The 19905-nt window shown below is 62.8% G+C and carries 15 protein-coding genes; 10 read left to right on the top strand and 5 right to left on the bottom strand.

Translation table 11 applies throughout. From position 1 onward, the window contains the following. Positions 1–102 precede the first annotated feature (102 nt). A complete protein-coding gene (locus ACREP4_RS08260; RefSeq protein WP_431595692.1) occupies positions 103–612 on the top strand; it encodes an REP-associated tyrosine transposase in 510 nt (169 codons plus the stop codon). Between the two features lie 238 nt (positions 613–850). Here ACREP4_RS08260 and ACREP4_RS08265 read toward each other — a convergent pair whose 3' ends face one another. Beyond that, entirely contained in the window at positions 851–1018 is a 168-nt protein-coding gene (locus ACREP4_RS08265; protein ID WP_431595693.1) for a hypothetical protein, read from the bottom strand. Between the two features lie 78 nt (positions 1019–1096). Here ACREP4_RS08265 and ACREP4_RS08270 point away from each other — a divergent pair, with 78 nt between their 5' ends. The 8 genes from ACREP4_RS08270 to ACREP4_RS08305 all read left to right on the top strand — a co-directional run bounded on the left by ACREP4_RS08270 (position 1097) and on the right by ACREP4_RS08305 (position 8476). Continuing rightward, positions 1097–1762, top strand: coding sequence for a hypothetical protein (locus tag ACREP4_RS08270; protein WP_431595694.1), 666 nt, complete (start codon positions 1097–1099; stop codon positions 1760–1762). 129 nt (positions 1763–1891) lie between these two features. Next, entirely contained in the window at positions 1892–2107 is a 216-nt protein-coding gene (locus ACREP4_RS08275; RefSeq protein WP_431595695.1) for a hypothetical protein, read from the top strand. 65 nt (positions 2108–2172) lie between these two features. Then, positions 2173–2472 (top strand): MliC family protein, encoded by a 300-nt coding sequence (locus ACREP4_RS08280; RefSeq protein ID WP_431595764.1) that lies wholly within the window; start codon positions 2173–2175, stop codon positions 2470–2472. A 1213-nt stretch (positions 2473–3685) separates the two neighbouring features. Further along, positions 3686–4066: a hypothetical protein gene (locus ACREP4_RS08285; RefSeq protein WP_431595696.1), complete on the top strand. Its 381-nt coding sequence runs from the start codon at positions 3686–3688 to the stop codon at positions 4064–4066. 4 nt (positions 4067–4070) lie between these two features. Next, on the top strand, positions 4071–5228 hold the full coding sequence (locus ACREP4_RS08290; RefSeq protein ID WP_431595697.1) for an ABC transporter permease: 1158 nt from the start codon (positions 4071–4073) through the stop codon (positions 5226–5228). Between the two features lie 45 nt (positions 5229–5273). Next, positions 5274–6434, top strand: a complete 1161-nt coding sequence (locus ACREP4_RS08295) for an ABC transporter permease (protein ID WP_431595698.1) — start codon at positions 5274–5276, stop codon at positions 6432–6434. Between the two features lie 48 nt (positions 6435–6482). Continuing rightward, the gene (locus ACREP4_RS08300; RefSeq protein WP_431595699.1) at positions 6483–7751 is read left to right on the top strand and encodes an efflux RND transporter periplasmic adaptor subunit; all 1269 of its coding nucleotides are present in this window, start codon (positions 6483–6485) and stop codon (positions 7749–7751) included. Positions 7752–7792: 41 nt separating this feature from the next. Continuing rightward, positions 7793–8476, top strand: coding sequence for an ABC transporter ATP-binding protein (locus ACREP4_RS08305; protein ID WP_431595700.1), 684 nt, complete (start codon positions 7793–7795; stop codon positions 8474–8476). 84 nt (positions 8477–8560) lie between these two features. On the opposite strand, the gene ACREP4_RS08310 is transcribed toward ACREP4_RS08305, so the two are convergent. Genes ACREP4_RS08310 through ACREP4_RS08320 form a run of 3 tightly spaced genes read right to left on the bottom strand, consistent with a single transcriptional unit; the run spans position 8561 to position 16197 of the window. Beyond that, on the bottom strand, positions 8561–11680 hold the full coding sequence (locus tag ACREP4_RS08310) for an efflux RND transporter permease subunit (protein WP_431595701.1): 3120 nt from the start codon (positions 11678–11680) through the stop codon (positions 8561–8563). A 9-nt stretch (positions 11681–11689) separates the two neighbouring features. After that, the gene (locus tag ACREP4_RS08315; protein ID WP_431595702.1) at positions 11690–14914 is read right to left on the bottom strand and encodes an efflux RND transporter permease subunit; all 3225 of its coding nucleotides are present in this window, start codon (positions 14912–14914) and stop codon (positions 11690–11692) included. 47 nt (positions 14915–14961) lie between these two features. Further along, positions 14962–16197: an efflux RND transporter periplasmic adaptor subunit gene (locus ACREP4_RS08320; protein WP_431595703.1), complete on the bottom strand. Its 1236-nt coding sequence runs from the start codon at positions 16195–16197 to the stop codon at positions 14962–14964. A gap of 488 nt (positions 16198–16685) precedes the next feature. Between ACREP4_RS08320 and ACREP4_RS08325 the strand changes: the two genes are divergently transcribed. Then, positions 16686–18002: a M20 family metallopeptidase gene (locus tag ACREP4_RS08325; protein WP_431595704.1), complete on the top strand. Its 1317-nt coding sequence runs from the start codon at positions 16686–16688 to the stop codon at positions 18000–18002. A 176-nt stretch (positions 18003–18178) separates the two neighbouring features. On the opposite strand, the gene ACREP4_RS08330 is transcribed toward ACREP4_RS08325, so the two are convergent. Further along, on the bottom strand, positions 18179–19693 hold the full coding sequence (locus ACREP4_RS08330; protein WP_431595705.1) for an acetyl-CoA hydrolase/transferase family protein: 1515 nt from the start codon (positions 19691–19693) through the stop codon (positions 18179–18181). Positions 19694–19905 lie beyond the last annotated feature (212 nt).

Below are 19905 nucleotides of genomic sequence, written 5' to 3' on the forward strand. Positions count from 1 at the left end.
TGCGCTGCGCTGACCCGGGCTACGGTGGATCACAAGGCGGTGGGTGGTTTGCTTACGGATCGTGCGACGTGCGGTACTTCGGCGCATGGCTACGCTTGAGCGATGGTCAACTATCGACGTAACCGCATTGCTGGCGGCGCGTACTTCTTCACTGTGACGTTGCGTGACAGGCGTGGTGATTTGCTGGTGCGGGAGATCGATGCGCTGAAACAGGCGTGGCGTAATGCGGCGTGTCGGGTTCCTCACCAGGTTTTGGCTGCGGTGGTGCTGCCGGAGCATCTGCATGCGGTGATCCAGCTGGGCGCGAGCACTGATGACTATCCACGGCTGTGGCAGGACATCAAGAAGGGCTTCACCCGTAGAGTGTTCGCGCCGGGCCATCGATCCCCCTGGCAGGCGCGCTACTGGGAGCGAACAATCCGCGATGAAGCCCAGCTTCAAGCTTGCGTGGATTACGTGCATATCAACCCGTTGAAACATGGCTGGGTGACAGCGGTGCGCGACTGGCCGCACTCGACGTTTCATCGCTACGTCCGCGAGGGCTTGTTGCCGGAAGACTGGGCGTGCGACGAGTCCTCGCCAGATGTTGGCTTTGGAGAGCCAGCGCGGTAACCCGTAGCCCGGGTAAGCGCAGCGCACCCGGGGGTTTTTGATGATCGGGGGCAGCGCTCAGCCGACTTGTCGCCTGCTTTCTTGGGTCATTCGGAAATTTGAGGAATCGCGACTTCGCGTGGCTTATGGATTCATGCGGCCCCGGGTGCGCTGCGCTTACCCGAGCTACAAAAGCGGTATCCGTTAAGTGCTTTTGGAAAACAGGGGTCAGGGAAAACAGGGGCCCGGAAAACAGAGGTCAGAGCCAGGATTCCCGCTCCGGCCTTTTACGTTGTTTGGTGCAGTTTGCAGTGATCGAAGACGCCGCGCCGCCGATTTTTTCGTTGTGCGGCTGTGCTTGCTCAGGCGTCAGGACGACCGTCTTCAGAAACAGATGATGCGCTGCAGGTGATTGCTGGCTGGCCATACAGATTCCAGTGGGGCGGCCGCTATTGGCGGGAGCCGTTTGGCTGATCCTTTTCTCCCTGCTTTGGTGTATTTGTTCATGTTCAAATTCAATCTGCTTGCTCTGGCGATCGCCCTTCCAATCAGCGTGGTGGCACCGGCCGCCGCAGCGGGTGCTTTCGATGACCTGAGCGCGGGTGCTGGCGTTTCGACGTTGGGTTATGGCGTCGATCTGAACGCGCAGTTCAATGATCATTTTTCCGCCACCGTGGGTTACAACGCTTTCAGCATCAGTGGCGACGAGAGCACCGATGAGGTCAGCTACAAGGGCGACCTGAAGTTCAATAACACCAGCCTCAAGCTCAACTGGCACCCGATGGGAGGTGGCTTCCACGTGTCGGCAGGTTTGGTGATGGGCGATATCAGTGCGGCGGTCACGGGTATGCCGCTCGCCGGTGGTGTGTACGAGTTCAATGGCGTGGAATACAGCGCCGCCGACGTGGGCCAGCTGCGCGGTCGCGTGGAAATCAAGGACAGCGTCGCACCGTATGTGGGCGTGGGCTATCGTTCGCGTGGCGAAGGCCTGGGCTTTTTTGCTGACCTCGGTGTGATTTCGGCCAAGACCAGCGTTCAGCTGCATGCGACGGGTTTGGCGAGCGACCCGCAGTTCCAGAAAGATCTGGAGCAGGAGCGCCGCGAGCTGGAAGACAAGATCGACCTGAGCGTGTACCCGGTGCTGGGGCTGGGCGTGATGTACCGTTTCTGATTCCTGCGGATAGCGCGAAACCGCTGTCGCAAAGCACGAGCAGAGGCGGGTTTCCGCGTTCGCTTTTGCGCATGACGCGGTTAAACGCAGTGCCGTAGCCAGGTAAGCGCAGTGCACCTGGCGTTTGTCGTGATCGAAGAAGCCGAGCGGATGCTCGGCTTTTTTGTTGATGGTCGATCGACGTTTGTATGCGTTGTCGCCGAGGTTGTTCGGCCCCGGGTGCGCTGCGCTTATCCGGGCAACAAGGGCATCGCGGTCCATGCTGGTTCCGTGGATCGCTGGCCTAAATTCTCACGGGAGTTTCACCGAAGGCCCGGCAGGCTGGCGTGGAATGTAGCGGGGTGACGGTTCATGCCGTGCCAACGTGGTCGATGACAAACGAACTTCACTGGAGGAATGCACGCGTGAAAATGGTGCTTATAGGATTGGTGGTGGCTTCGATGGCCGGCTGTGCCACGCATCCGTCAGACAGTACGGCGGCCGAGCGTCGCGTCAATTACACCTGCGAGGGCGGGCCGGATTTGACGGTGATTTATGCGGGCGAGGTGGCACGCGTCGTGCAGCCCGATGGCAGCACGGTGGACTTGCCCGCGCAGGTCACCGGCTCTGGTTTCTCGTATGGAACGCCCATGCATAACCTGCGGGGCAAGGGCACGGAGCTGACTTACACGGTCGGACGGATGGTGCCGCGCGAGTGTCGCGAGAAGTAAGGGGTGGGGCCAGAGTGGAGTTTGCGCTCTGGCCTTTTTTCTCTGGAATCACGCGTGTTCCGCATGCAGTGGAAATAGCGCGGATGAAACCCGCACCGCCGGTTGAGTAACTGCATTCCCGGTGACGCGGTGACCACAGAAGGCTTCGTTTCGCCGTCCATGCCGTGTCTGCGATACAGCATTTGGAATGCCGGATTTCACGCGTACTTGCCGCTTCTTAACAGAGTCGCGTTCACTGTGTTGTCAACGTATGAACGATGTCAGGAGCCGACCATGAGCCGCGATCGCATTCTGTCCAAACGCGGAATCATCATCATCGGCACATTGGTGATCGTGCTGGCGTTGATCGTCAGTTTCGCACCGTGGTGATCGCGCATGCGTATTCATTGAGCATGCGCAGGCTGGGATGAAATCCCATCACGACGGAGGTTGGATGCTGGGATTGCACCCCAGCCTACGGCGATTGCGATTGCGATTGCGCCGCCTGCAACGGGCGTGTCCGCTTCGCCATTGCCGAGAACAGTAGGTAGAGCCGGACTACATTGCTCTGCCTCGCAGTCAGGATGCGCACCGGTTCGAGCTTCCCGTTTCATGCGCTCCTGCGCAGAACGGCGGATGAGTTATGCCTGCAATGGCGGGCTGGAACTGGCTGAGGTGAGCGCCGGAGTGGTGACCTGCGGGGCAGACAGATGGCAGCACGATGGAGCATCCAGATCAGTTCTGCGGTCCCTCCCCATATTCAAAATGCGGGCTGCCGCATGACCATTTCGATCTTCAATCGTCCACGCAAAGCACCCGAACGTTGTGCAGTTTTCACATGCATGCAGTGCATGGATGCGCGCTGGACGTGGTGACTTCGTCAAGGAAATTCCTACGCCGATAGCCTCATTTGTATGAGGTTGATGTCGCCTGCTAGACAGCCTAAAAAAACGGGCTCGCCAACGAGGTGAGTAGATGAGTTCCGTCACGTTTCACTAGCCAATAGGGAGATTGCGATGTTGAAGAAGATCCGCGCGTCATTCGCTTGTCTGGTCATCGCCGGGGCTGCCTTGGCCGCTTCCATTCCCTCATCCGCAGGATGAAGAGAGCAAAATCGACGGATGTTTCGGCGTGCTGCAGGCGATGGAAGGCGTGTCTGTCGCTACTCCTGCTCTGTCTGGCCGGATCGGCATGGACAAGTGACGGCAGCGGTGAAGTTCGGGTGTCCGGCGATATGAGCACCTTCTTTCGGAGCTATGTTTCACTCGCTTCCGGAGACGCGGCACAGATCCAGCTTCCTGCTGTGTGGTTGTACAGCCCAGAAGGCAAGTTGGTGGCACGTCTGCAAGACGAGGCGGCGTTGGCCGGCATTCCAGGCAGGATGAAAACACCGAGTGCCGCAGCACTTTCCCCGGTGAAGCTCACACAGGTGAGCGAAATCGCCGAATCAATGGGCGCTCCGATCTCCCCTCCAGGCGAGGCCCAATGGACGGCATTGCTGCTGTCCGGCGTGCAGTGCAGTGCGGCATGCAAACCGTACCGCGACGGATTGCGTGACGTGGTTGCACGATCAAAGGGCCAGCTGCGCATGGTTGATTTCACACTGGAGCGCTGAGCCGATGTGGCCCACGATCCGCTCGGCGTTCTTCATTGCATGGATACGCACCGGTGAACAGCCTTTGCGGGTGTTGTCGCTGATCGCGACATTGGCGATCACCGTAATGGCATGGATGGTGCTGTCAGCCATTGCCGCTCCATTCCTCGCCTCGAAAATGGGCGCTGCAGTCAATGCGAGCCTTGGCATCGCAAATGCTCGCGTACAGAACAGCGGATTTCCGCTACGGCATGTGCGCCAGCTTGAGCAGATGTCGGACGTTGCCGCGGTGTCGTACTTTTCCATGGCCAGCTTTCCGTGCGGTTCGGGGGCAGGAACGTTGACGGTGAATGCTTATGGAGGTTCGGGAGCTTCCGCTTTTCTGCGGTCAGGGGGTGCGCTGGCGCATCAGCTGGAAAGCTGGGAGGAGAGTAGCAATGGAATCCTGGTAGGCGCTGAAGCGGCTGAGCGCTGCGGGCTGCATCCGGGCATGGAGTTGAGCCCGGTGGAGTTCCTGTCGAATACGCGGATTCCGATCAGGATTGCAGGTGTACTACCGCCAGGGCGCAGCGGGATGGGTGACCGCCTCGCATACGGGCACTACGCCTACTTCAACGGCCTTCTGCCGGAGCCACAACGTGACCAAGTGCTGCGTGCCGTGGTTCGGGGCGTAGATGCATCGCGTCTGACAGCGTTGGGCGAGGAGATTGAGCAGGCATTCACCGGTGCCGATCCGCCTTTGCAGGCGAATGTGTCCAGTGGCGCGGAGTCCGCGCTGGCCCGCTTCGGCCAGGTGCAGTCACTGCTTGGGCTGATTGTGCTGGCCATGCTTGCGTGTGCGGGCTTGGTTTTCGTCAGTGTGCTCGCCCATCTCGCTGCCCAGCGCCGGTCCAGCATGGCGGTCCTGCAAACGCTCGGATTCAATCGCAGGACGCAATTTTTCGCGCTGGTGCTTGAGTACCTGCTTGTCGGAAGCATCGGCGCGCTGCTTGGCATTGGCATGGCGTACATGGTGCTGATGTTGTTGAACCCACATGTTTCCTGGTTGCTGGGCCAGATCAAAGTGCAGGAGGGAACGTTGCTGCAGCTGCTGCCAGCGCTGGTGATGCTTGGGCTTGTCAGTCTGTCGTGGCCGGCGCTGCAGATTCGCACGCTGTCTCCCGTAGAGCATCTGCGGAACTAATCGGTTGGGCGAGGTCGCGGTAAAAAAATGCATTGGATAAAACAGGTGGTTCATCTCCTGCTGTTCTTCGTGTCCCTGCATTGGGCGCGGCCAAAGGACAGCCTTCTTGTCGGTGCGGGCTTTGCGATATCTGCCGCTGCGCTGTCGGTCATGCTTGCAATCCCGGCAGGGATCAATCGCATTGCTGCAAAAACGGGTCAAGACAACATCGCCGTGGTTCTTTCCAGTGGCGCGTTTGACGAGGCCGGCAGCAGCCTTGGGGTCGAGCAGGTAGCGGTGATATCTGCGCTTCCCGTCGTTGCTCGGGACAGCGCCGGAGTCCCGTTGGTTGCGCCGCAGTTTCTGGCCAATGCAAAGCTTCGCGGTGTGGATGGAAGCAGCATGGCTGTGCTGGTACGAGGTGTCACCAGCAGCACCTGGGATGTGGCGGATGCGTCAGCGCTGCCAGCACGCACGGCTCCGGTCAGTGGTAGTCGGCAGCTGCTGATTGGCGGCGCCATCAGATCCCATATCGATGAGCTTGCTGGCGGGTCAATCCAGTTTCGCGGGCAAGACTGGCTGCCATCGGGAGTGCTGGAAGCCAATGGAGGCGCGTGGGAGTCCGAACTCTGGGCCGATATGGCTGATCTGCAGGCTGCGTACAACCGGCCGGGCCGCGTATCCGTTCTCTGGCTTGCGCTGGAATCAGCCGAGGGGTTCCAGACGCTGCGGAAGATGGTTGCAGACGATCCCCGCCTTGAAGGGGTGAGGGTGATGCGGCAGTCGGAGTACTACGAACAGCAACTGGGAACGGTATCCGGCTTCGTGAACATGGCGGCGTTGGGGGTGTCCATTCTGCTGGGAGCAGGCGCGGTCCTGGCGATCTCAACGACACTCGGGATGGTGCTCGAAAGAAGACGCAGGGAAATGGCGACGCTGGGCGCCATTGGGTTTGATCGCGTGGCGACCGCCATGGCCGTGTCGCTGGATCTGATTCAGATCGGGCTGGTCTTCACCGTAGCCGTCATCGCCGTGGCTTGGTTTCTGCTGGACGGTGTGAGCTTCGGTACATCCGGTGTGAATCAGGCGGTTTATGCGCACTTTGTGATTGATGCCGGGGTCGCGGCAATGATCGTGGCGTACAGCATCGTGCTGTGTCTGCTGAGCGTGTTGTTCCCTCTGTGGAAGCTTGTAGTTGGCTCGGTTGTCGCGAGCTTGCGCGACTAGCCCGGTGCCGGAGATGCGACGTGGTGTGAAGAGAAGGAGCTCACAGGAATGACGGTAGACAGGTTGGGTGCCAGCGCATCGTTGCTGGAAGCGTTGAGGATCGAACGGCCAGATGACGGCGTGCCGAAGACGTGGTGGCGCAGGCCCCAGGGTTGTGTGTTGCTGGCCAGTGTGGTTGTTGCTGTCGCTTGCGCATGCAGTGTTTGGGTTGCGGTGGGTGCTGGTGCACAAAGCGTGCGGGTTGAGACGGTGAGGGCCGCGGGTTCGGTCGGCAGGCAGGCTGGTGTCCTGGATGCCAGCGGTTATGTGGTGGCACGCCGTTCCGCGACCGTGTCGGCGCAGGTCACTGGAATGCTGGTCGAAACGCTGTTCGAGGAAGCGGATCATGTCGCGCAGGGTCAGCTGCTGGCGCGGTTGGACGCAAACTCAGCGCGGGCCGCGCTGGAGGCAGCCTTGCGCCAGGTCGCGGCGGCGCAGCAGGTGGCCCGGCAATATGAGGTGCAGCTTGCGCAGGCCGAGCGGGATCGCCGGCGCGCTCAGGAACTTGGCGGGTTTGGACTGGTTTCGGCGCAGGCCGCCGAGCAGGCGGTGGCCAGGGCCAAGGAGTTGCAGGCGCAGCTCGCCTCGCAACGCGGTGTGGTGGAGGCCGCCAAGGCGCAGGCGGAGGTTGCTCGCGTGCATCTGGCATATACGGAGATCCGTGCGCCATTCTCCGGCGTAATCACTTCAAAGGCCGCGCAGGTGGGCGAGATCATTTCGCCGGGCGCCTCCAGTGGCTACACCAGGACCGGCGTGGCCAGCATCGTGGACATGGAATCCCTGGAAGTTGAAGTGGAAGTGGGGGAAGCCTTTATCGCGAGGGTCGTGCCGTCCATGGCGGCGACCGTGATACCCAATGCGTACCCGGAATTGCAGATGCCAGGTCAGGTCATCGCCATCATTCCTACGGCCGACCGCGGAAAGGCAACGGTCAGGGCGCGTATTGCGCTCAAGCAGCGTGATGCCCGCATTTTGCCGGACATGGGAGTGAGGATCAGATTCATCGAAACAGAAGCAGAGGCAGGCGCAGTGCAGCCGGACAAGCTTGCATCGCTGTTGATGATTCCGAAGCAGGCCTTGCAACAGCAAGACGGACAGACCCATGTGTTCGTGGTCGACAGCGACCTGATCGTGCGCCGTCGCGACGTGGTGGTCGGCAGCGCGGCTGACGTCGAGCGCGTCGCGGTTGAGGGTCTTGTCGCAGGCGAGCGGGTGGTTCTGAATCCGTCGAAGGACATCACCGAGGGAGACGTTGTCGCCATTGCGGAGACGCGGTGATGCGGCCTGGTACTGGAAGTTGGCGGAGTGAAACGAAACCGATGATCACGATGAACAAGGTCTGCAAGGTCTATCAGCGCGGTGCCGAGAAGGTCAGGGTGCTGCAGGATCTCGATCTGGAAATCGCCAGCGGCGAGTTCCTGGCACTGATGGGTCCCTCCGGCTCGGGCAAGACCACGCTGCTGAATCTGCTGGGAGGCTTGGACAGCCCCAGCGCGGGAGAAATCGTCATTGAAGGCAAGCGCATGGAGCAGATGGGCGTGAGCCAACTGTCTGCATGGCGAAGCAGGAACGTGGGCTTCATCTTCCAGTTCTACAACCTGATGCCGACACTGACCGCACAGCGCAATGTCGCCCTGCCGCTGCTGCTGACGCCGTTAGGGCGCAGCGAGCGCAAGCGGCGGGCGGAAGTCTCGTTGTCGTTGGTTGGCCTTGCCGAGCGCATGCAGCACCGGCCAGGTGAATTGTCCGGTGGCCAGCAGCAGCGCGTCGCCATTGCCCGTGCCATCGTGACCGATCCGACAATCCTGATCTGTGATGAGCCGACCGGCGACCTAGATCGCGAATCGGCGGCCGAGGTGATGCGCCTGCTGCAACAACTGAACCAGGTGCATGGGAAGACCATCATCATGGTCACGCATGACCCCAAGGCCGCCAGCTACGCGAGCAGAACCCTGCTCATGGACAAGGGGAGTCTGGTCAGTTCATCCACTGTGGCGGCATAGCTATAGCGCCGCATAAAGAACAGAGGGGGGCTGTCGCGAAGGTTTTCCCGGCGCCCCGGATCGCACGGGGCGCCTGTACACGCGTCACGCCCGCGCGAGTTTGCGCAGGCGCTTGCGCTCCTTGCGACGGGCGCGCCAGTTGCGCCAATGCTGCTGCAGGCACGAGAAGATCACGTACAGCGCCGGGGTGCTGAGCAGGGTCAGGCTCTGCGAAATCAGCAGGCCGCCGATCATCGCGATGCCGAGCGGGCGGCGCAGTTCCGAACCTTCACCCAAACCAATGGCCAGCGGCAGTGCGGCGAGGATGGCCACCATCGTCGTCATCATGATCGGGCGGAAGCGCACGATGCTGGCTTCGCGCACGGCCTCGGCCGGTGACTTGCCGTGCTCGCGCTGCGCGACCACGGCAAAGTCGATCATCATGATCGCGTTCTTCTTGACGATGCCGATCAACAACACCAGCGCGATCATCGAGATCACCGACAGGTCGGTATTGGTCAGCCACAACGCCAGCAATGCGCCCATGCCCGCCGCCGGCAGCGTGGACAGGATGGTCACCGGGTGCACGAGGTTTTCGTAGAGCATGCCCAGCACGATGTAGACCGTGGCGATGGCGGCGATGATCAGCATCAACATCGCAGACGGGTCCATGGCGCGACCAAACCCACCGCGCTCTGCCTGGCGGATGTCGCCGGGCATGCGCAGGCCGTTGATCGCTGCCTGCACGATGGCATTGCCTTCGCCGCTGCTTACACCTGGCGCCAGGTTGTAGCTCAGGTCCATCACCGTGTATTGGTTCTGGTGCGTCACCTGTGACGGTGCCAGCCCCGGTTCCTGATGGGCGAGCGTGGTCAGCGGAATCATCTGGCCGCTGCTCGAACGCACGTACAGGTCTTCGATGGCGGCCGGGCTGGCGGTCTGCCCGGGTAGTGCATTGACCACCACACCGTACTGATTGAGGTCGGCGTAGATGGTGGAAATCTGCCGTTGGCCGAACGCGCCATACAGCGCGCCGTCAATGGCGCCGATGCTGACGCCAAGACGCGATGCCTTCTCGCGGTCGATGACGATCTTCTGCATCAAACCGCCCTTGTCCACGTCCGAGCCCACATCACGCAGCTTGGGATTCTGCTTGAGCACTTCCACCAGTTTGGGCAGCCATTCGGCCAACTGCTCGGCATCGTTGCCCTGCAGTGTCACGCGGTTCTGCGCGCCCTGTGAACCACCGCCGCCGCCATCGGAGGGAAGATCCTGGATGGCCCGCAGGCGCACATCCAGATCCGGGAACTGTGCGGCCTTGGCGCTCAAACGGGTGACGACGACATTGGTCGGTTCCTTGCGGCCTTCCTGTTGCGTGTGCAGTTCGATGTTGAATTGCGCGCTGCTGCCCTGGCGGCTGGAACCCAGACGCGAGCCGACCATTTTCACGGCGGGGTCGGCCAGCAACATGTCCGACAGACGACGTTGCCGCTCGCTCATTTCCTGGAAAGAGACAGTGGCGCTGGAACTGGCACGGCCCCAGACCAAGCCGGTGTCCTGCTCCGGGAACGAGCCCTTGCTGACCGAACCGGACAGATAGATGGTGGCGCCGATCAACAGCAGCGGCGTCAGCGACAACAGCAGGCAATGCCGCAGCGAGAAATCCAACGCCACGGTGTAGAAGCGCAACATGCCGCCGTGCACGCGATCCAACAGTGGACCGATACGCGAAGGTTTCACCGGCGCCGAATGTGGCTGCAGGAAGCGCGCGCACAAGGCCGGCGTCAAGGTCAGCGAGACAATGGCCGACACCATGATTGCCGCCACCAGGGTGAGCGTGAACTCGCGGAAGAACGCGCCGATCATGCCCTGCGCAAACACGATCGGCAGGAACACCGCGATCAGCGATGCGGTGATCGACACGATGGTGAAGCCGATTTCGCGCGCACCGGCCATCGCCGCTTCCTTGCGCGGCACGCCCTCGTCCAGGTGCCGCATGATGTTTTCGATCACCACGATGGCGTCGTCCACCACAAAGCCGATTGCCACCACCAAGGCCAGCAAGGTGAGGTTGTTGAGGGTGAAGCCCAGCATGCTCATCACCACCGCAGCACCGGCCAGTGACAGCGGCACCGTTACCGCGGCGATCAAGGTGGGCGCGAGCCGGCGCAGGAACAGCGCCATGGTCAGGATCACCATCGCCAGGCTGATCATCAGCGTGATCTGCACTTCGGCCAGTGACGCGCGGATGGTCGGGGTGCGGTCGAAGTACGGCGTCAGCGTGGTGCCGGCGTCCAGATAGGTGGACAAGCCGGGCACGGCGTCTTTCACGCGGTCCACGGTGGCCACCAGGTTGGCGCCGCTGCGCAGGTACACATACATCAGCACGCCACGCTTGCCGTTGAACCAGGCCGCTTGATACGCATCCTGCTGGCCGTCGTAAACGGTGGCGATGTCCTTCAACCGCACCACCGCACCGTCGTGCGTGGAGATGGCGACGTTGGCGAAATCCGGTGCCTTGCGGATCTGGTCGTTGAGAACGATGGCGGTCTGCGTGCTGCCGTCGCTGAGGAAGCCCAACGGTGAAGCGACGTTGGCCGCGCGCATGGCATTGCGCAGATCATCCGGGCTCAGGCCCAGTGCATTCATCGCGCGCAGGTTGAGGTCGATGCGCACGGCCGGCGTGGACGCACCGGCAATATCCACCTGCGATACACCGGGCAATTGCCGCAGCCGCTGGGCCAGCAGTGAGTCGGCCAGGTTGTACAACTCGGCCACCGATTGCGTGTCCGAGGTCAGCGCCAATGCGATCACCGGATCGTCGTTGGGGTTGGCCTTCTGGTAGGTGGGCGTGTTGATGCCAGCGGGCAGATCGGCCATGGCCGCGTTGATCGCAGCCTGCACATCCTGCGCGGCCGCGTCGATGTCGCGACTGGTGTTGAACATCAAGAACACCATGCTGCGACCGTCGCTGCTGCTTGATCGCATGGTGTCGATGCCCGGCACCTGGCCGAGGTGACGCTCCAGCGGCGCGGTCACGGTCGAGGCCATGGTGTTGGCATCGGCACCGATGTTCGACGCCTGCACGAAGATCACCGGGATGGTCAGGTTGGGCAGGGCGGCGACGCCCAGACGCAGGTAACAAACCAGCCCGGCGAAGAACAGGCCGATGGCCAACAGGCCGATACCAATCGGGCGTTTGATGAAAGGCGCGGAGATATTCATGCCAGCGCGTTACCTGGCCGTCTGCAGGCGGGCGGCGGCGCGTTGCTCGCGACGCTTGGCAGCCCATTCGGAGAAGCGCTCGAAGTACAGGTAGATCACCGGCGTGGTGTACAGCGTGACCAGCTGCGACAACAGCAGGCCGCCGACGATGGCCACACCGAGCGGACGCCGCAGTTCCGAACCGATGCCGGTGCCCAATGCCAGCGGCAAGGCGCCGAGCATGGCGGCGGCGGTGGTCATCATGATCGGGCGGAAACGCAGCAGGCAGGCGCGACGGATGGCGTCATAGGCGTTGGCGCCAGCGCGCTGCGCGTCCAGCGCGAAGTCGATCATCATGATCGCGTTCTTCTTGACGATACCGATCAGCAGGATGATGCCGACGATGCCGTCCACCGACAGGCTCATGCCGCACAGGTACAGCGCCAGCAACGCGCCGACACCGGCCGGCGGCAAGGTGGAGATGATGGTCAGCGGATGGATGTAGCTTTCGTACAGCACGCCCAACACGATGTAGATCACCGCGATGGCGGCCAGCAGCAACAGCACCACGTCGGTCTGGCTGCTGGAGAACTCCGCCGCCGTGCCGACAAACTGCGCCTGCGTCTGCGGCGGCAGTTCCAGTGCGGCGACCGCTTTGTTGATCGCGTCCACGCCTTCGGACAAGGAATAACCCGGCGCCAGATTGAACGAGACGGTGGCCGACGGCAGTTGCTGCTGGTGGCTGATGATCAACGGCGCGGTGCCCGGAATGGCCGTGGCAATGGCCGACAACGGAATGCTGCCGCCCGCGCCCAAGGCGATGCCGGTATTGCTGTTGCCGATGCCGGTGGCGGTGGACGAGTTGCTCGACGTCACCTGGCCCAGCGAGGTGGCGTTGCTGCCGGTCAGCGTGCCGCTGCCGTTGCTGCCGATCGCCAGCTGGTTCATCAGCGCGTCGCTGTTGCGGAACTCCGGCGCCACTTCCAGCACCACGCGGTACTGGTTGAGCTGGGTGAAGATGGTGGAGATCTGGCGCTGGCCGTAAGCGTCATACAACGTGTCGTCGATGGTCTGCATCGGCACGCCGTAACGCGCGGCTTTGTCGCGGTCCACTTCCACATGCAAGGCACGGCCGTGATTGGCCAGGTTGTTGTCGACGTCGGCCAGCTCCGGCAAACGGCGCAGCGCATCGGTGACGCGGTCGGTCTGTGTGGCCAGCTCGGTGCTGTCCATGTCCGACAGCGAGAACTGGTAGGCGGTGGCAGCCACGCGCGTATCCAGGGTCACGTCCTGCACCGGCTTGAGATACAGCGCGACGCCCGGGATATGCGCGGCGGCGGCCTGCAGGCGCGGCAGGATCACATCCAGTCCGCCACGTTCGCCACGGTCCTTGAGCACGATGCTCAATTGGCCTTGGTTGAGCGTGGGATTCATGCTGCCGGCACCGATATACGCGGCCACGCCACTCACGGATTCGTCGTTCTGCAGCGCGGCGGCAACGGCTTGGGTGCGCTGCTGCATCTGGTCGAAGGCCACGTTCTGATCGGCCAGCACCACGCCGGTGATCATGCCGGTGTCCTGGTCGGGCAGCAGGCCCTTGGGGATCACCATGTACAGCAGCACGGTCAACGCGACCGAGGCCAGCGCGATGCCCAGCGTCAGCGGCTGGTGGCGCAGCACCCAATCCAGGCTGCGCTCGTAAGCGTGCACCAGGCGCGACCATGCGGTGACCTTGCCTGCGGCGGCCGCACGCTCGTGCGCATCGTCGCCTTCGGGCAGGGCGTCGGGCTTGAGCAGGTAGGCGCACATCATCGGCGTGAGCGTCAGCGAGATCAGCATCGAGATCGATACCGCGATGGTCAGCACCCACGCAAATTCATGGAACAAACGGCCGGTGACGCCCGGCATCAGGATCAACGGCAGGAACACCGCGACCAGCGACACCGTCAATGACAGCACGGTGAAGCCGATTTCCTTTGCGCCGGTTTCCGCCGCTTCCTGTCCGTCCTTGCCTTGTTCGATGTATCGCACGATGTTCTCGATCATCACGATCGCATCGTCCACGACGAAACCAGTGGCCACGGTCAGCGCCATCAGCGACAGGTTGTCCAGCGACATGCCGGCAAACGCCATCACGCCGAACGTGCCCATCAACGACAACGGCACCGCCACCGACGGAATCACCGTGGCCCACAAACGCCTTAGGAATACGAAGATCACCGCCACCACCAGGCAGATGGTGAGGATGAGCGTGAACTGCACGTCATGCACCGAGGCGCGGATGGTGACGGTGCGGTCGGAGAACACATCCAGCTTCACGTCGGCCGGCAACATGGCCTGCAGGCTGGGCAGGATCTGGCGGATGTTTTCCACCGTCTTGACGATGTTGGCGCCCGGCTGGCGGCGCACTTCCAGCAGCACCGCCGGCTTGCCATCAGCCCACGCGGCGATCTGGTCGTTCTCAACCCCATCGACCACCTTGGCCACGTCGCGCAGGCGCACCGGCGCCCCGTTCTGGTAGCGGATGATGATGTCGTTGTAATCGGCCGCGTCGCTGAGCTGGTCGTTGGTGGACAGCGTGTAGCTCTGCGTCTTGCCGTTGAGCGAGCCCTTGGGTGCGTTGACGTTGGCCTGGGTCAGCGCGCTGCGCAGGTCCTCCATGGTCATGCCCATGTTGGCCAACTGCGCCGGGTTGGCCTGGATGCGCACGGCCGGGCGCACGTTGCCGGCGATGGACACCAGGCCCACGCCGTCCACCTGCGACATGCGCTGTGCCAGCACCGAGTCGGCCAGATCGTTGACCTCACGCAGCGGGCGCGTGTCCGAGGCCAGCTTGAGGGTGAGGATCGGCGCGTCGGCCGGGTTCACCCGGTTGTAGACCGGCTGATACGGCAGCGAGCTGGGCAGCGTGGCCTGGCGGATCGCCGCCTGCACGTCCTGCGCGGCGGTGTTGATGTCGCGCTCCATCGAGAACTGCAGCACGATGCTGGACAGCCCGGCCGAGGAGTCGGAGGTCATCATGTCCAGGCCGGAAATCTGGCCCAGCTGCCGCTCCAGCGGCGTGGTCACCAACGAGGCCATGGTCTGCGCGCTGGCGCCGGGGTATTGCGTGGTCACCACCAGGCTGGGGGCTTCGATCTCGGGCAACGCGGCAACCGGCAGGCGCTGGTAACCGAGGATGCCCAACAGCATCAGGCCGACCATCAACAACGAAGTAGCGATCGGACGGCGGATGAAAATAGTCGAGAAGCCCACGGGCGATTCCTGGTGCGGGGGGAGAGGGCGGGGCGGCGAGCGGCGCGTCAGCGCGGCGGGCCACTCCGTCCACCACGGCCCTTCTGGCTGGCCGCCTTGAGCTGGTCTTCGGTGGGCGCCGGCGGCGCCTGGCCCGGAGCGAGCTGGGTGACCTTGCTGCCTTCCTTCAAACGGAACTGGCCTTCGGTCACCACTTTGTCGCCAGCCTCCAGGCCTTTGCTGATGACGACATGGCTGTCATCCACCTGGCCGCCCTGCACCACATCGCGCAGGGTGACGGTGCTGTCGGGCTTGATCAGGTAGACGAAATCGCCGGTGCTGCTGCGCTGCACGGCTTCGGCCGGCACCACCACCGCGTTCGGCAACTCGTTGAGCTGCATGCGCACGTTGACGAACTGGCCCGGCCACAGCGCGGATTCGGCATTCGGGAATTCGGCGCGCAGGCGGAACGTGCCGCTGTTGCTGCTGATCTGGTTGTCCACCACCTGCAGCTTGCCGTCGGCGTTGACCACCGCACCGCCCTCGCGGTCGAGCGTGGAGGTCTGCAACGGCCCGGCCTGCTGCGCGGTGCGCACCGCGTCGAGCTGCTGCTCGGGCAGGTTGAACAGCACATAGGCCGGCTGCAGTTGGGTCACGGTGACGATCTGGCTGCCAGCGCTGACCACATTGCCCGGGTCCACCGCACGGATGCCGGTGATGCCGTTGATCGGCGAAGTGATGCGGGTGTAATCCAGCTGCACCTTGGCCTGGTCAGCCGACGCCTGCGAGGCGGCGACCGCGGCCTGATACTGCGCCACCTGGTTGCGCAGCGTGGTCAGGTCGGTCTGGGCGACAAACTGGCGGTATTCCGGCGAGTTGGAACGCTCGAAGTTGGACTGCGCGGTGGCCAGCAGTGCTTGATTCTGGCGCTTACTGGCAACGGCCTGGTCGTACTGCGCCTGGAAGGTGCGTGGGTCGATCTGCGCGAGCAGGTCGCCCTTCTTCACCGGCTGGCCTTCGCGGAAATTGACGCTCAACAGCTCACCACCCACCTGCGGACTGACGGTGACCGTGTTGTAGGCGGTCACGGTGCCCTGCGCGGTGACGTAGACCGGCACGTTCTTGCGCTCGGCCGCAACCACGGTGACTGGCACCGGCGCGTCGTCCCTGCCTGCACCCGGCCCGGTCATGCCTGCCGCCGGTGCGTCCGCTTTCTGCTTGCCGCCCCCCATCACCCGATAACCGATCCCGGCAACGAGCAGCACTGCGATGACCAGCAGCACAATCTTCCAGAAACGCGACATGCGAAAACTCCTGAGGAACCGGTAGGGGGATGGAACGGCGAAGCTGCAGAGGATACCGCTGCGGTATGTCGGGCTGAGTCATGACCGATGGGCCACGCGTTGAGACCGCGATAAGTGATGAACGTTCCAAAGGGGATTGGGTTGACGTGGATTTGGGGTGTTTAAAAGGCGCCCCTCTCCCCAACCCCCGCTCCGCGCCCCGGCCCTTGCGCTGGCGCAAGGTCGTTCAAGGAGCAGCGAACCAGTGGTTCGCAAGCTGCTCCTTTCACCCCGCAAGGGGAGAGGGGCTAGGTGCGCTGCGAGTTGAGGCAATCCTAGTAACTGCAGCTGTAAAGCCCCTCTCCCTTGACGGGAGAGGGGTTGGGGAGAGGGTGAGAAAGCCAAGCCCAAAGCCCACACCACCCCCCAAATCCAGAATCGTCCCATCGGATTCCCCGCCCAACTGCCCTACAGTCACTGCAACATCCCCGTCCCAAGGAGAGTTGCCGATGGCCCGCAAGACCGTGTTGCTGTCCGCGCTGCTGTGCGCCCTGTCGCCGCTGGCTCAGGCCCAGGAAGTCCAGCGCCCTGAAGTGGCTGCTGCCGCCGCGCGCCTGCAGCAGAAAGTGGTGGATTGGCGCCGTGACTTCCACCAGCACCCGGAACTCTCCAATCGCGAGGAACGCACTGCCGCCAAGGTCGCCGAGCGTTTGCGGGCGATGGGCTTGCAGCCGCAGACTGGCGTTGCCGTGCATGGCGTGGTCGCGATCATCAAGGGTGGCTTGCCCGGCCCGAAGATCGCGCTGCGTGCGGACATGGACGCGTTGCCGGTCACCGAACAGACCGGGCTGCCGTTTGCGTCCAAAGCCACCGCTGAGTATCGCGGTGAGCAGGTCGGGGTGATGCACGCCTGTGGTCACGACGCGCACACAGCAACGCTGCTCGGCGTGGCCGACGCGCTGGTGGCCATGCGCGACAAACTGCCCGGCGAAGTGATGCTGATCTTCCAGCCGGCCGAAGAAGGCGCACCGCCGCCGGAACAAGGCGGTGCCGACCTGATGCTCAAGGAAGGCCTGTTCAAGGACTTCAAACCGGAGGCGGTGTTTGGCCTGCATGTGTTTTCCAGCGTGCAGGCCGGGCAGATCGCCGTGCGCGGTGGTCCGCTGATGGCCGCGTCCGATCGCTTTGGCATCACCGTGCATGGCCGCCAGACGCATGGGTCGGCGCCGTGGAATGGCGTTGATCCGATTGTTGCCGCGTCTGATCTGATCGGCACCGCGCAGACCATCGTCAGCCGCCGTGCCAACCTGTCCAAGCAGCCGGCGGTGGTTACCTTTGGCGCGATCAAGGGTGGCATCCGCTACAACATCATTCCGGATTCGGTGGAAATGGTCGGAACCATCCGCACCTTCGATCCAGATATGCGTCAGCAGATATTTGCCGACCTGCGCAATGTCGCCGAACACACCACCGCCGCGCATGGCGCAACGGCGACCACGGAGATCTACGAGAAGGATGGCAACCCGGCCACGGTGAACGACCCGGCACTGACCGCGCGCATGCTGCCCAGCCTGCAGGCGGTGGTGGGCAAGGACAATGTCTACGAGCCACCGTTGCAGATGGGCTCGGAAGATTTCTCGCTGTACGCGCAGCAGGTGCCGTCGATGTTCTTCTTCGTCGGTTCAACGGCGCAGGGCATCGACCCGGCGACCGCGCCCAGCAATCACTCGCCCAAGTTCCTGCTCGATGAAAAGGCACTGGACGTGGGCCTGCGTGCGCTGTTGCAGCTGTCGCTGGATTACCTGCACGGCAGCACCCAGCAATAGTGCCGGGCAACCCTGTAGTGACGAGCCATGCTCGGCAGCGGCTTTACCGATAAGGCTGCAGCGGAGCATGGCTCCGCTCTACAAAGAAGGCGCGCCAGCGAAGCATCACTCCGCTACACGCAACAACAAAAACCCGGCAATCATGCCGGGTTTTCTGTTTGCAGCATTCCGCCGTTTCAGGCCTTCATGCTGCCGGTGTCGATGTAACGCTGGTGCCACGAAAGCGCTTCGGGCAACAGGTGCGGCGTGTGCTTGCCATAGCTGTCGCGGCAGGCGCGGTCGAAGTAATCGTTGAGCTGGTCGCGGAAATCCGGGTGCGCGCAGTTGTCGATCACCACGCGTGCACGGGCGCGCGGCGGCAGGCCACGCAGGTCGGCCAGGCCTTGCTCGGTGACGATGATCGACACGTCGTGTTCGGTGTGATCAACGTGGCTGACCATCGGCACGATCGAGGAAATGGCGCCGTTCTTGGCCGTGGATGGGCTCAGGAACGTGGACAGGAAACCGTTGCGGGTGAAGTCGCCCGAACCGCCGATGCCGTTCATGATGCGGCTGCCCATGACGTGCGTGGAATTCACGTTTCCGTAGAGGTCTACTTCGATCATGCCGTTCATGCCGATGCAGCCGAGGCGGCGTACCAGCTCCGGATGGTTGGAGATTTCCTGCGTGCGCATGATGATGCGGTCACGGTAGAAATGGATGTTGCGTTTGAACTCTTCGTTGGCCTCCGGGCTCAACGCAAAGCCGGTGCACGAGGCGTATTCGAGCACACCGGATTTGAGCAGGTCGAGCATGCCGTCCTGGATCACCTCGGTGAACGCCGTCAGCCCGCGCAGGCCGCTTTCAGCCAAGCCGGCAAGCACTGCGTTGGGGATGTTGCCCACGCCCGACTGCAGTGGCAGCAGGTTGGCCGGCAGGCGGCCCTTGGCGACTTCGTGCTTGAGGAATTCGATCAGGTGGCCGGCGATCAGCTTGCTTTCGGCGTCAATCGGCTTGAACGGGCTGTTGCGGTCCGGGCCATTGGTGCGCACCACCGCCACGATCTTGGCCGGATCGATGTCCAGCGTAGTCTGGCCGATGCGGTCGTTGGCGTGAATCAACGGGATCGGCTTGCGGTGCGGCGGCAGCGCGGTGCCGTAATAGATGTCGTGCATGCCCTCGATGCTCTCGGGCTGCCATTCGTTGACCTCGATGATCACTTTCTTGGCCAGGTCCAGCCAGGTCTTGTTGTTGCCGATCGAGGTGGACGGGACCAGCGCGCCATCTTCGCGAATGGCCGACACCTCGATCACGGCGGTATCGATCTCACCGTAGAAACCGAACCACACGTGCTGGGCGACGTGCGAGAGATGGATGTCGATGTAGTCCAGCTTGCCGTCGTTGATGCGCTTGCGGGCATCGGGGTCACTCTGGAACGGCATGCGCATGGCGATACCGTCAGCCTTGGCCAACGCGCCATCGAGTTCCGGCGCGGTGGAAGCGCCGGTCATCAGCTTGATCTGGAACGGCAACCCCTGCGCGTGCACCGCTTCGATGCGCTGCGCCAGCGCCAGCGGCACGGCCTTGGGGTAACCGGAACCGGTGAAACCGCTCATGGCGACGGTTTCACCCGGTTGAATGAAAGCGGCCGCTTGTTCAGCGGAAACGATGCGGTCGCGCAAGCGCGCGTCCAGGATGCGTTCGACAGACATGACGACTACGGATTCTTGGGGGAATGGCCGATTATCGCCGTTCGCCGTGAACAGAGGTGTTCTACCTTGGTGGGATGGTCTTTGCCGATCCGGGGCTCTTGTACCGGCAAGTACTGTTTTGCACTGCAGCGTGCAACTTGTCCGAACTCCCCGCAGGATCGCCCTGCATCCCGACGTGGGGGAGGGAGCAAAGCCCGCTGACAGTTCGCTGT

Origin of the sequence: Stenotrophomonas sp. (assembly GCF_050737575.1) — a bacterium.
In the GTDB taxonomy this organism is placed as follows: domain Bacteria; phylum Pseudomonadota; class Gammaproteobacteria; order Xanthomonadales; family Xanthomonadaceae; genus Stenotrophomonas.

Bases quoted from the DNA above. Each gene is read 5' to 3' on its own strand.
- ACREP4_RS08325 (WP_431595704.1), top strand. From the start codon at position 16,686: ATGGCCCGCAAGACCGTGTTGCTGTCCGCGCTGCTGTGCGCCCTGTCG.
- ACREP4_RS08285 (WP_431595696.1), top strand. From the start codon at position 3,686: ATGAGCACCTTCTTTCGGAGCTATGTTTCACTCGCTTCCGGAGACGCG.
- ACREP4_RS08290 (WP_431595697.1), top strand. From the start codon at position 4,071: ATGTGGCCCACGATCCGCTCGGCGTTCTTCATTGCATGGATACGCACC.
- ACREP4_RS08280 (WP_431595764.1), top strand. From the start codon at position 2,173: ATGGTGCTTATAGGATTGGTGGTGGCTTCGATGGCCGGCTGTGCCACG.
- ACREP4_RS08305 (WP_431595700.1), top strand. From the start codon at position 7,793: ATGATCACGATGAACAAGGTCTGCAAGGTCTATCAGCGCGGTGCCGAG.
- ACREP4_RS08320 (WP_431595703.1), bottom strand. From the start codon at position 16,197: ATGTCGCGTTTCTGGAAGATTGTGCTGCTGGTCATCGCAGTGCTGCTC.
- ACREP4_RS08270 (WP_431595694.1), top strand. From the start codon at position 1,097: ATGTTCAAATTCAATCTGCTTGCTCTGGCGATCGCCCTTCCAATCAGC.
- ACREP4_RS08260 (WP_431595692.1), top strand. From the start codon at position 103: ATGGTCAACTATCGACGTAACCGCATTGCTGGCGGCGCGTACTTCTTC.
- ACREP4_RS08265 (WP_431595693.1), bottom strand. From the start codon at position 1,018: ATGGCCAGCCAGCAATCACCTGCAGCGCATCATCTGTTTCTGAAGACG.
- ACREP4_RS08310 (WP_431595701.1), bottom strand. From the start codon at position 11,680: ATGAATATCTCCGCGCCTTTCATCAAACGCCCGATTGGTATCGGCCTG.
- ACREP4_RS08300 (WP_431595699.1), top strand. From the start codon at position 6,483: ATGACGGTAGACAGGTTGGGTGCCAGCGCATCGTTGCTGGAAGCGTTG.
- ACREP4_RS08330 (WP_431595705.1), bottom strand. From the start codon at position 19,693: ATGTCTGTCGAACGCATCCTGGACGCGCGCTTGCGCGACCGCATCGTT.